Raw genomic sequence first — 11,778 nt, forward strand, 5'->3', positions numbered from 1 at the left:
AAATTATTTAAATTTTGTTAGAAACAATTAGTTTTTGTCAATTGTTGCGTTATATTTTCACCATATATTTATGGTGAAAGGTTAAAGAGATCATGATTTCAAATAGCAATATCAACGCAAGAGAGTTATATAAGTATTCAATATTTTTTAGAAACTATATTTCAAATGTAGCAGAGGACACTCTTAAGAATGGAATTACCTTAAATAGTATTGATACTGCTTTTAATGTTAATGATGCTTTAGAAGCCTTAAAAATAGAGTTAAAAGAAGCATTATTGCAGTGTTTAATTAGTTACCGTTTTAATGGTGTTGGATACATTTTAGTTAAAACTGCTGACTTACTTGAAGATTTACATTTAAGCGTGAACCTAGAACTTCCTATTGGGTTTATGTATCTTGACTATAACAATGTTCGTGATGAGGGGCCTGACTTTAATTATATAACATACATTTTCAAAGTAAATACAGATGAGAAGATATCTTATAGAGAGTTGAAGATTCATAAGAATAGAGTAATCATACACTCTAATTATGATTATATACTTAAAGCTTACAGTCCATGTTATACGCAAAGCTTTTTGCTTAATATATATCTTTTTGAACAAATATATAAAGAAATAGAGAGGAGAATAGAGCAACATAACTTTTTATTTTACAAGGATGAATCATTAGTAACATTACAAGATGCCTTAAGTGATGCTACGACTTCATTAGAGATTTTAACTAAGGGCGTTAATGATAAGCCACGTATATTCTCTAATCTATTTAAAAGAAATGTAGATGAAAATCATATAAGCACATTTAAGAGTGTAAATAGAGATTTAGAGCGAGAGCTTACGCGGCTTAAATCTAACTTAAATAATAATGGTATTTTTTACAGTGGAACACCTGATGCGTCACTGGAGGTTATTAAGTATGACTTAACCTATTTAAAGGAAGCATTAGCCTTAGTAAAGGCAAAGATAGGTGCTGATACAAAAGAGCCATTAACTAGAAGTTTTAATGAGCAAACTAAGGGGCTTGGAAATGATGGGAAAGGGGATAGGTCTAATTATTATGACTTTTTAAAAAGTGTTCAAGAACAAATTGAAGTTACTATTAATAGTAAACTTGTTAAGTATTTCAATCTTAAGATGCATTTTAATTCACTTTATGTGTTAAGTGAAGAAGAAAAAATAGAGCGAGATATGAGATTACTTGAAATGTATGACAAGTATGTAGCTTTAATGCTAAATCCTGCCTTAAGTAAAGTTGATAAGGCAAATTTACAAGACAGATTATTTATGAAAATAAAAGGAGATTAATATGGAAGTAGAGAAGACAAATGACTCTTTAAAGACCGCTACTGATACAGAAGCAGTAAGTAAAACACCTGTTATGGTGAGTATAAGTGCTGCTGAATATGAAGAATATAAAGCGTATAAAGCATCAAAAGAATCTGATAATCAGGCTTTAAGTATAAATGAGCGTGTATCAAAAGAACTTGCTGAGGTTCAGGAGCGTGCATTATTACAAGATAAACTCTTAAAGGAAGCAACACGTATCAATGAGATTGATACACTTGCAAGTAAATACTTAAGTAATCACTTTAATAAAGAGACATTACTCTCTAAAGGATATTCACTTGATGAGATACTCTTAGCCCAAAGCCGAGAGCTTGTTCGAAAATATGTATTACCTGAAGAGATAAAAGCTATAGCTAAGGTTGAATCAGCAGAACATCTTGAAGGAAAGATCTTGGAACAGCTTTTAGATTTGGCAAAGGTGAATATAAAACATAGAAAGCGTAATGAGAGTATGAGTGATGTTTCTTCTAAAAATGGGAGTGTTAAATTTAGAGAGACAATATCAATCTCAGATCCAAATTTCAGACCAATTAATCGAAGTGAGATTACAGAAGGTATGATACAGTTTTATATAAATCAACAAAAACAGAATTCCAAAAGAATAAACAAACGCAGTGCTTAAGGGGAGGTTGGTGTGTCTAATAATATCACGCAACTTAAAAAAGAATATGAAGATAAACTTAAAGAAATCAAAGCATTAATGAAGAATCCTAGTAGTGACTTAGCTACTTTTAGTAACAATACTGATTTTAGAGATAAGAATTTACATTTTAGTAATTCTGGCGGAACTAGTACAAGTTCAGATACTGTAATTGTTAACTATCCAATTAAGGGATACCCATATAAGAGAGGAGTAAAGTTATCTTTTGAAGGTGACTTTGAACCTCGTGTTGAAGCTGGAGGTGGTGATGACCTTTTTGGTATATGTGTTAACATAGATGATTTTACACAAAGGGCAACAGTAGTGCCGATTACGGAATATTTTGAAGGGTATTTAGTAGTAAAAAAGGATAGTCAGGCTTCAATTAATGCTGGAGATAAATTGTTCTTCAATGCAAATGGTGAACTTGAAAAGGCTAGTACTTCAAGTAACACTAAAGTGAATGCAATAGCTTTATCAAAAGCATATAAATTAAATGATAGTCTCTACATAATAAATGTTAGTGTATTTGGAAATAGGGCATTGAAGGGTAGTTAATGAGTTTGGTAAGTGAAAAAATAACTACTCCTAGCGGTATTAAAGGTAATAAAGAAGTTCAAGACGGTGATACTTTGCATTCAGATGATGAATTAGAGAATCAAATGGCAACTTTAGAGCAAATAGAATTTTTAAAAACACTAGATGTAGAGACCCTAAAGACTCTAGATACTCTAGATGATGTAGAATCATTGAGGATAAGTAGTCAGCCTAAAAGCCGCAGCAAAAGACATACACCTGCACAAGTAGAGTCACTTGAGACTCAATATAGGGATGCAATCCTAAAGCTTAGACAATACACTAAGAATCAACATGCAGATAGGGCTTTATTTAGTGGTTTTGAAAATGGATTTCAAGATAAGATGAAAATTATTGATTCTAATGCCCTTTCAATATCTAGTAGTGTTGACATTATAAAAAAGTATCCATATAAAGGATGGCCATTCAAGCGTGCTGTTAAGCTTTCAATAGAGAGTGATGCTGTTTATGTCATACCATCTAATGATGAGGATATGTATGGTATATGCATTGATGTTGATGAGAGTACTGACACGGCATCTGTAATTCCAATAACTAATAATTTTACTGGATATTTATCAGCTAGTGATGCAAGTATAAAGATAGCAGATAAATTAGATTTCAATTCAAACGGAATGCTTATAAAAGCAGGAAATGGTGGCAAAAAAATGATGAATATCGTAGCACTTGATGACGCATTCACCATTGATTTAGCACCAGATGATGCTACCCGTAAGGGACAATCCAAATTACATTTTGTTGAAGTAACGGTGTATGGTAATAGATCTTAAAGAATTTTTAATTATCAAAATAGGAGGTTAAATATTGTCATCTAATGATATCACGCAATTAGTCAAGGACTATGAAACTAAAAGAGATAAGTTAAAAGGACTTATGAAGAATCCTAGCAATTATTCAGCTACTTTTAGTAACAATACTGATTTTAGAGATAAGAATTTACATTTTAGTAATTCTGGCGGGACTGCAACAAGCAGCAAGACTAGATTAGAGAATCATCCAACTAAAGGTTATCCATATAAGAGAGGAGTAAAACTTGTTGTAAATCCCTTTGTTGAAGGACAGCCACACTATGAACCACATGTTGAACCTGGAGGTGGTGATGACCTTTTTGGTATATGTGTTAACATAGATGATTTTACACAAAGGGCAACAGTAGTGCCAATTACGGAATATTTTGAAGGGTATCTTGTTGCTAAAGATAATTCTATTAAGGAAAAAGATAAGCTTAAATTTAATTCAAATGGTGAGCTTGAAAAGGCTAATGGATCTACCAATGTCAATGCTATAGCTACATCAGATTCGATTCAGTTGTCAAGTGACCTTTACATAGTAAGTGTAGTAACTTATGGAAACAAGTCTTTAAATTAAGGAGATTTTATGTCAGATTTATTTGATTTAGATTATTATTCAAAAGAAATTGCAAATGTTATTAATGATGTAAGTATACCAGAATTTTACAAATGGTTAGCTGATGAACAGTTTGAATACATCAATCTTAAAACTGGTTTTGTGAAAAGTATCAAATGGGATGCGTTTGTAAATAAAAACCCTACAGCATTAACAGATGAAGTTAATGCTGTCTCAACTATTGGATTTCGTTCAGAAACCGTAATGCTTAATTACCTAAAGTTACAGTACAAATTCAGACATGTAAATCAAGATGAAGAGAACTTTTATACCAATGATGGATATATTGGAAATCCAAATAACAATTTGCTCTCCTTTAGAGAAGCATTTAAGCTTGCAAGTGATGAGATTATCAAGATTATCGATAATTTTATTTTAACCGGTACTGTTACGGTCAAAAAAAATGGTAGGAATCAACAAATATTACTTCCTAATATGTACGGGCTACTTAATATGCCAAATCAAGTTAAAGAAGAAGTAAGTAGTAGCGATAAAGATAAGATGGATAAGATCTTTGAAAAAATAAAGTCAGGACTTGCAAAATTAGAGCTAGGAAAAGAATTCTCAACACCATTTATGGTATTAGTTGACCCATTAACAAGTTTAAAACTAGTTGAACCATATGCAATACCAAATACATCTTCATCATCTAATGATAAATGGAAAGAGGTTCTTACTGATACAATTAAGGCTGTAAATGATTGGCAAGAAGTTTACTTACATAAAAGTCATTTACTAAAAAACCAGATACTCATTTATCCAATGAGTCCAAAATTACTAAAGTTAAAACTAAGTAGATATATGTTACCAACTCTAAATAGACAAATTGATAAGGACTCAAGTGATATTGCACATTCATACCTTGATTTTGTACTTGGTGGACTCTTAGCAACAGACAATACTATTTTGAGAGTTGATATTAAGCAAAGTTAGGAGTATTTGATGTTAGAATTTAATGACGAATATAATGTTAGACAAATAGTAAATGTGGAGAGTGATGTAAGAAAACCAATGTTTTATAAGTGGTTCTCAAGCGAACAAATTGAAGAGAACGCTACTTCCTGTCAGTATATAAACGCAATAAAATGGGATGCATGTGTTAATAAAAATCCTACAACGTTAGCAAATGGAGTTAAGGCTAACTCAACTATTAACTTTAAAGCACATCTATTTAAGCTTGATTACCTTAAAATACAATACAGATTTAGACATTTAAAGCAAACTGCTGAAGGATTTTATCAAGATAATGATTATGTAGGTAGTGTAAGTAATAATTTACTGCCTTTCAAAGAAGCATATAAGTTAGCCAGTAATGAGATTATTAAACTTATTGACGAGTTTATCTTAACGGGTAATGTTTTAATCCAACAAGACGGAAAGATTGAAAAACGAAGACTTCCTAATATGTATGGTCTACTTAATATGCCAAATCAAATTGATGAAGAAGTTGAGTATTCAAATAAAGATAAGATGTATAAGATAGATAAACTCTTTCAAAAAATTAAAGAAGGGCTTTTAAAATTAGAGTTAGGAGATGAATTCTCAACACCTATGATGGTATTAGTTGACCCAATAACAAGTTTCAAACTATTTGGACCATGTGCAATAACAAGTGTTTCATCAGATGATGTTCGTTATACAAATGATTCAGGGGAACTCTACTTAATTAAGGCTATTAAGTCTATTAATAATAGAAAAGAAGTTTACTTAAATACAAGTCATTTACTAAAAAACCAGATACTCATTTATCCATTAAGTCCTAATCTTATTAAACTTAAACCAAATAAATACATGTTACCAATGCTAAATGGGCAAGTTGATGAGGACTCAAGTGATATTGCACATTCATACCTTGATTTTGTACTTGGTGGACTCTTAGCAACAGATAATACTATTTTGCGAATTAGTATCAAGGGAAAGTTAATTATTAGTAGAAGAGGAGTAGAGATGTCAGCTGAGCTTCAAACACTTCATAGTAAAATCTTAAATTTACTTAACTTAAATGAAGACATATTATCATTTACACAGTTTGAAACTTACACAGAACTACTTGAGATGATAATAATAACTAAAGGAATTGATGCTAGTATGATTAGCTCCTCCCATCTGATACTACTGCTTTGTTACTATATAAGCTGCAAGCTAAGTCAAGCAGGAGTAATACGCGAATTTGGTCTTGAGAGGATTAAAAATGAAAAGCTAAATGAGCTTGAAATTTCATATTACCCTGCTAGTAATGAGGCTAATGCTACTTTAAGTTTTTGTAGACAGTTTGAATCGCTACTTAGTTCTCTAAAAAGCCAAACAAACAATCCTCATTGTTGTATAGGATTTATAAGGTGATGAGTAGCATTAGAGATAGACTTTCAAAGTTAGCATCAAGAGCAATCTCTTACTACAGGAATGAAGAGACTTTAAAACTTTATAAAGGAACCTATGCTTACCTGGAGGATTTAGCCTCCCATGATGTAACTTTCAATAAGAATAACTTTAGTGAGTTTACAGGGGTACTCTTTAGTATAAAAGCTGACACGCTTGTAAGCATGCCCAATATTAATCTTTATGATATAAAGTCACTTCACAAACTTTATACTACGTCCAATTTGGATTTTGAACTTAAAGATAGAATTTCAGCTAAAAGTACCTTTTATGAAATTCTAAGTATCGATTCTAGTATTGGCTATCTTACTATAATTTTGAAGGAAGTAGAATGGAAGTAGAGATTGGTTGGTTTGATAAACGAAATGCTCAAATAGCAAGTCTTCATGAGATGGGTAGTAGCAAAATGCCTTTAAGATCACATCTTTATGCTGTTGCTAATGAAATGGGATTCAAAGATCATATAGACACAAGTTATATAAGAAATTGCTTTATGGAAAATCCTAAAAAAGGTATGCAAGCTATAGCAGAAGCATTTATTACTTATTACACAAATTATGTCATATCCGGTAAGGTAAAACCTGGACTCTCTAGTAAGACAATTGACTTTAAAAAGAATAAAGGTTCTCCTCACCCAGAAGTTGCTCTAGTTGATACTGCAAATATGCTTAATTCTATTAGCTATAGGGTAAATGAGTGATATTAAGTACACAGAACATACATAAAAGCTTAATTTCTTATTTTAAAAATTTTAAAGAACGTATCTCTAATTTAGAGATAAAGTTAGATTTAATTCATACATACAATCATCCATACATGTCTAAATACACTCTTCAATGTGCAAACATTATTGCAATTAAATTTGAAAATATGGATGACTTAACATTAGGATCAAGATCTGGTGCATTTTACAAAAATGTAAATGAGTTTAGTTTGCATTTTCAAATATTCATTTTAAGTCAGGTTATAAACTCTAAAGACAAGGATGCTTATTACACCATGTTTCAAATTTATAGTCTACTTAGCGATTTTATTTATGAGAATACTTGTAAGTTAACACTAGAACAAGAAGAAGATGATAAATACTCAATTAGGGTCAACTTATATATTTACCCTACAACAAATATGCAAAACAGTGGACTTGTTAAAATTGATTCTAATTATAGCAACGCTGCATATTGTTGCAGTCAAGCTTTTAAAGCTAACATGCAAGTAATAGAACAACTAATTAGGGAGGAGAAGTGAATGCCGCAAGATACAATTAGTGTGAATTTAACTCATCAGGCCTTAGATATAAAACATGTAAATTATTACCAGCCGTTATTAGTATATAAATGTTCAAAGATTAAAGTTAACGAGTCTACACCTAAGGTAAAAATATTAAACTTAAATATAAATAGCTTTGAAAAACAGATTGATGCACTTGAGAAGGAAGGTAGTAATGGTGATGATGAATTTAATAAAGAAAAAGAATATCTAAAAAAAGCAATACAAGCATTCTTTTCTTCAGGTGATGCTGGACTTAAAGCAGTTAAACTACTTATATATAAAGAAGGCACTGAAGCAAAGGCAATAAAATCAGAGCTTAGAGACAATAGATATACATTTATTGTACTTATAAACACCTATGCAAGTAACAGTGATGGTGGTGATGGTCTTACTCTTTACAAAGATGATTATACACATTTTAAAGCCGATAAGCACTTTTTTGTATTTGCAACAAAAGAATCGGAAATAAAAGAACTATTTAAAAACGGTAGTAACTCTAAAGAAAAAATTATTGTTATCCACTCTAAAGGTGATGAGAACCTTCACTTAAGATTTATATCTAAATACTTACATGAAGCTAGCATATTTCAAGCTGCTAATCCTTATGGACTCAAACTTAGCGGCATGGATCCTATTACTGATGATGATACAATTTCTAAACTTAGAGGGGCAAATATTAACTTCTACTCACTTCTTAATGAAACTGGTCTTGATGGTGTTAAAGCTTTCAAAGAAGGAGTAACACTTTCAGGCACTCCTATTGATGAACTCTTCACTTACCATTATATCAAATATGAATTTACATCAGAGCTTATTAGAGTATGGAATTTTAATGGTAGACAAAATAGTAAATTATCAAAATTGCAACTCTCAGGAGAGCGAGATAATGCTTACAGTGCAGCTATTGAATGTATGCTTAAACGTTTCATTGATAGAGGTCTAATTGTTGCGTACTCTAAGCTTAAGATTCAAGTATCACCAACACCGCAGCTAAAGCTTTTCTTATCCGTAGAGATTACTTATAACTACTCTATGAACTCCGTTCTTTTAAACATTACAGCACAAGATATACAAAATTATCTAACTAGCTTAAAGGAGACTTAAACAATGACACAATGTTATGATTTAAGAAACATAGTTTTTTCAATTGGTGGACATGAGATTCAAAGTGGTAAGTTAGAACTTACAAGTGAACCTACAACAAGAGCGGTAGCTAGCAGTGAAGATAGAGGGTTTCCCGTAGTTAGCTTTAGAGACCCTAGAACCATTGTTTTTATATTCAATATTGAGGTTTCAATTGGATCTTATGATTACAAATTGCTAACAAAGCTTTCAAAAGACCAATTTTATAACATGTCCAAAAGTAAGAATGAAAGAATGTTAGATTTAGTATTCAATGACTTAGAAGACATCAAAATCATATCTAACTCTGCTTTTTTTGCAGAAGAACCCTCTAGAAGCTACTCTGCTGAAGCTGAAAAGGTTACTTTCGAGATAAGAGCAGTTGGATGCACAGTTGACAATTAAATTTAATAATTAAGGAGGATTTGTGATTACACGTTACAAAATGAATATATTAACTAAAGACAAAACACATACATTTGAAGTAAGAATACTTCCTGTCTACAAGTGGGACTCTATATTAGGATTTTCACAAAGTGAGGGCATATACAAACTAAATGAAATTAAGTACTTAAGCGAAATTACTAATTTAATGATTAAACCGGGCTTTTTAGATGAATTTTACTTTATTTTAAATGAAAATAGAGAGTACATTACTTACTATAAAGAATATCTTCAAGCCATACTTTACTCAATTCAGTTTGATACATTCAAATCAGATCCTGACTTTAAGAGACCAAATTTAGTTTACTTAAGTCATTATCTAAATAATACTCGTGGATTTGTACAATTTGATTACATTGATGATAGTTGGAATTATGAAGAGATAATACAAAATATCAAAATATAGAAGGTATTTAAAACTTATGAAAAGCAGTAGTAATGAATATATACAAGTATTACATGAAACTAAGCTTGAATATTTTAAGCTACTTGAAGAGATAAAACAAAACAAATATTTCTTTCCAATTATTATGGGTGTTTGCACTTTAAATGACGTAAAAACACTAAATTATAAAGATTTAATGGAAGTTAACAAAATATCTGAACTTAAACTTGAAAAGCAAATATTTGAAATGTTCCTTAGTAAAGGTGTATTATGAATGATACAAAATTTACAATTAAATTTAAAGGTGTACTTGATCACGCATCAACTCGCAAATCTTTAGAACAAGATATAGCCAAACTAGAACGTTTAATTAAACCTAAGCGATCACATCTAAAGAGTACTAGGGATATATTAAAACACAATTTATATGAGAAGAAACGTGAACTAGCCAAACAAAAAAAATATGAACGTTTAAGGGAAAGTGTAGAAAAGTTTAGACTTACTAAGACTAAAAAACTCATTAAGCTTGGATACACATTTGAAGACGCTAGGCGAAAAGCATTCAAGCATTCCTTAATGTCAACTAAAGAGCGAAGACGACTAGAATATGAAGATTTGAAACGTGGGGAGCACAAAGCAACAACACTTAACAAAACCGTTCAAAGTAGTATTCTTAAAGGCGCTAGTATTTTAAAAATCGCTGCTGGGACTGCTCTTGGAAATGCTGTTAGTAGTGGTGCTTCGGGAATATTTAGTTATGCTAAGAAATCTTTAGAAGAAAATGCAAAATTAAGTAAAACACATGCAATTACTTCAAAAGTATTTACAACAGGTGAGAAGAAATCACTAAGTCACATGCTTAAAGGATTTTCCGGTTTTGAAAGGGATTTAGAGAGAGAAGATTTCCTAAACTTGGCTGGGATAATTAGAAAAGAACTCGAATTTTTAGGTCAAAACAATGACAATAATCTTAAAAAGGCAGTAGAATTTGCTGCAAAGCTTAAATCTACTGGGGTTGTTGATGATACTAACTCGGCTATTGCAGCAGTAGTAGAATTCTTGCAAGGTAAAAGCGGTCCTCTCTATGACATTATGAGCTCATTTAAAGAGTTTACTGGTAAATATAATGAACGAGCCGCAATGGAATATGACATACTAGCACCAGGCCAGGCCCTTGATTACAGAAGTCATAAACTAAAGGAAGTAATTAACGATTGGAACTCACTTAAATTTCCTACTTACTCAAGCTCGACAGAAGAGGCTAAAAGTAGCTTAGAAAAGCTTAATGACACAGGTTCAAAACTTACTGCCAAGGTATTAGAACCGTTAGTTACTTCTTTAAACAAAATACTCGATTGGGCTTCAACATTTAATTTCCAAACACATGTTATTGAACCTTTAATAAAGGGAATTAAAAGTATTTTTTCTCTAGACGCATTAATTGCAAGACTTAAAGCAATACTTCCTAAATTTTTAGGTGGAGATAGTGGTGAGAGTCTTGCTAAACTTAAAACAGAAGAGGATTCAAGTATAAGGACACCTTAAATATATGATATCACAATTTACAACTGATTTTACTCATAAATACAAAGACACAGCACCCCTAAAGGCAATACTAGACCCTTTAAATCTTACACCATCACAAATAACAAATATTCTTAAAGAAACATTTAATGAAATCTCTACTTTGTTTATGTCATATAACTTCTTAAGTTTATGTCCAAGGATGGACTTTAAAGGACTTGGATATGTCCCTCAAGGGTTCTTCATTTTACCTAAAAGTGAACTAATTAGCACAACTTACACCACAACATGTTCAAAACATCCTGTAATTGACTATTACACACGTAAGTCTGAATACGTAAGTTACAATCCAACTTTTACTGGCGAAGTTATCACACTAAATAATGCTGTATTAACTAGTGCTTATAAAGAACTGGTTAATTTTTCAACTAATACGGCTTTTGGAAAGTTAATTTTTCCTCATACTAGTAATTTAGCAAAACAACAACTGGTTAACAGAGTTGAAGAGAGTGTTCCATTTAGCCTCTACAGCCCAACTCTAGGGTTTAGAAGCATAGTTGCAATTACATCTCTTACCCTTAAAGACACAGTATACCTTGATGAGGTTGAAATTAGTCTCACATTAGAAGTTCTTAAAACATTTAATGTATATAAAGGATAAGGAA

16 protein-coding genes are annotated in these 11,778 nt (G+C 31.3%); all 16 read left to right on the forward strand.

The window, feature by feature from the left end:
- Positions 1 to 92 precede the first annotated feature (92 nt).
- From BT0_RS04330 to BT0_RS04405, 16 genes are read left to right on the forward strand one after another with little or no spacing between them, the layout of a single operon-like run.
- Complete coding sequence (locus BT0_RS04330; protein ID WP_088895055.1) at positions 93 to 1,304, forward strand: anti-CBASS protein Acb1 family protein; 1,212 nt, start codon at positions 93 to 95, stop codon at positions 1,302 to 1,304.
- A 1-nt stretch (position 1,305) separates the two neighbouring features.
- Positions 1,306 to 1,968, forward strand: a complete 663-nt coding sequence (locus tag BT0_RS04335; RefSeq protein ID WP_088895056.1) for a DUF1357 family protein — start codon at positions 1,306 to 1,308, stop codon at positions 1,966 to 1,968.
- A 12-nt stretch (positions 1,969 to 1,980) separates the two neighbouring features.
- Positions 1,981 to 2,544 carry a DUF228 domain-containing protein gene (locus BT0_RS04340; RefSeq protein WP_088895057.1) on the forward strand — a complete coding sequence of 188 codons (564 nt, stop codon included), beginning with the start codon at positions 1,981 to 1,983 and terminating at the stop codon, positions 2,542 to 2,544.
- Positions 2,544 to 3,353, forward strand: a complete 810-nt coding sequence (locus BT0_RS04345) for a DUF228 domain-containing protein (RefSeq protein ID WP_088895058.1) — start codon at positions 2,544 to 2,546, stop codon at positions 3,351 to 3,353. Before BT0_RS04340 ends, BT0_RS04345 begins: the two co-directional genes overlap by 1 nt.
- 34 nt (positions 3,354 to 3,387) lie before the next feature.
- Positions 3,388 to 3,951, forward strand: a complete 564-nt coding sequence (locus BT0_RS04350) for a DUF228 domain-containing protein (RefSeq protein WP_088895059.1) — start codon at positions 3,388 to 3,390, stop codon at positions 3,949 to 3,951.
- Positions 3,952 to 3,960: 9 nt separating this feature from the next.
- Positions 3,961 to 4,923, forward strand: a complete 963-nt coding sequence (locus BT0_RS04355) for a hypothetical protein (protein WP_088895060.1) — start codon at positions 3,961 to 3,963, stop codon at positions 4,921 to 4,923.
- Between the two features lie 9 nt (positions 4,924 to 4,932).
- The gene (locus BT0_RS04360; protein WP_161491410.1) at positions 4,933 to 6,333 is read left to right on the forward strand and encodes a DUF3890 domain-containing protein; all 1,401 of its coding nucleotides are present in this window, start codon (positions 4,933 to 4,935) and stop codon (positions 6,331 to 6,333) included.
- On the forward strand, positions 6,333 to 6,710 hold the full coding sequence (locus BT0_RS04365) for a DUF1506 family protein (RefSeq protein ID WP_088895061.1): 378 nt from the start codon (positions 6,333 to 6,335) through the stop codon (positions 6,708 to 6,710). The genes BT0_RS04360 and BT0_RS04365 overlap by 1 nt, the downstream gene beginning before the upstream one ends.
- Positions 6,701 to 7,069 carry a hypothetical protein gene (locus tag BT0_RS04370; protein ID WP_088895062.1) on the forward strand — a complete coding sequence of 123 codons (369 nt, stop codon included), beginning with the start codon at positions 6,701 to 6,703 and terminating at the stop codon, positions 7,067 to 7,069. The genes BT0_RS04365 and BT0_RS04370 overlap by 10 nt, the downstream gene beginning before the upstream one ends.
- Positions 7,066 to 7,614, forward strand: coding sequence for a DUF764 family protein (locus BT0_RS04375; RefSeq protein ID WP_088895063.1), 549 nt, complete (start codon positions 7,066 to 7,068; stop codon positions 7,612 to 7,614). Before BT0_RS04370 ends, BT0_RS04375 begins: the two co-directional genes overlap by 4 nt.
- Positions 7,615 to 8,742: a DUF787 family protein gene (locus BT0_RS04380; protein WP_088895064.1), complete on the forward strand. Its 1,128-nt coding sequence runs from the start codon at positions 7,615 to 7,617 to the stop codon at positions 8,740 to 8,742.
- A gap of 3 nt (positions 8,743 to 8,745) precedes the next feature.
- Positions 8,746 to 9,165, forward strand: a complete 420-nt coding sequence (locus tag BT0_RS04385; protein ID WP_088895065.1) for a DUF1463 family protein — start codon at positions 8,746 to 8,748, stop codon at positions 9,163 to 9,165.
- 22 nt (positions 9,166 to 9,187) lie between these two features.
- Positions 9,188 to 9,610, forward strand: a complete 423-nt coding sequence (locus tag BT0_RS04390) for a DUF1473 family protein (protein WP_088895066.1) — start codon at positions 9,188 to 9,190, stop codon at positions 9,608 to 9,610.
- A 16-nt stretch (positions 9,611 to 9,626) separates the two neighbouring features.
- A complete protein-coding gene (locus tag BT0_RS04395) occupies positions 9,627 to 9,863 on the forward strand; it encodes a DUF1322 family protein (RefSeq protein WP_025407617.1) in 237 nt (78 codons plus the stop codon).
- Complete coding sequence (locus BT0_RS04400) at positions 9,860 to 11,134, forward strand: DUF759 family protein (RefSeq protein ID WP_088895067.1); 1,275 nt, start codon at positions 9,860 to 9,862, stop codon at positions 11,132 to 11,134. Before BT0_RS04395 ends, BT0_RS04400 begins: the two co-directional genes overlap by 4 nt.
- Positions 11,135 to 11,138: 4 nt before the next feature.
- Positions 11,139 to 11,774, forward strand: coding sequence for a DUF792 family protein (locus BT0_RS04405; protein ID WP_088895068.1), 636 nt, complete (start codon positions 11,139 to 11,141; stop codon positions 11,772 to 11,774).
- Positions 11,775 to 11,778 lie beyond the last annotated feature (4 nt).

Origin of the sequence: Borrelia turicatae 91E135, from assembly GCF_000012085.2 — a bacterium.
GTDB lineage: Bacteria > Spirochaetota > Spirochaetia > Borreliales > Borreliaceae > Borrelia > Borrelia turicatae.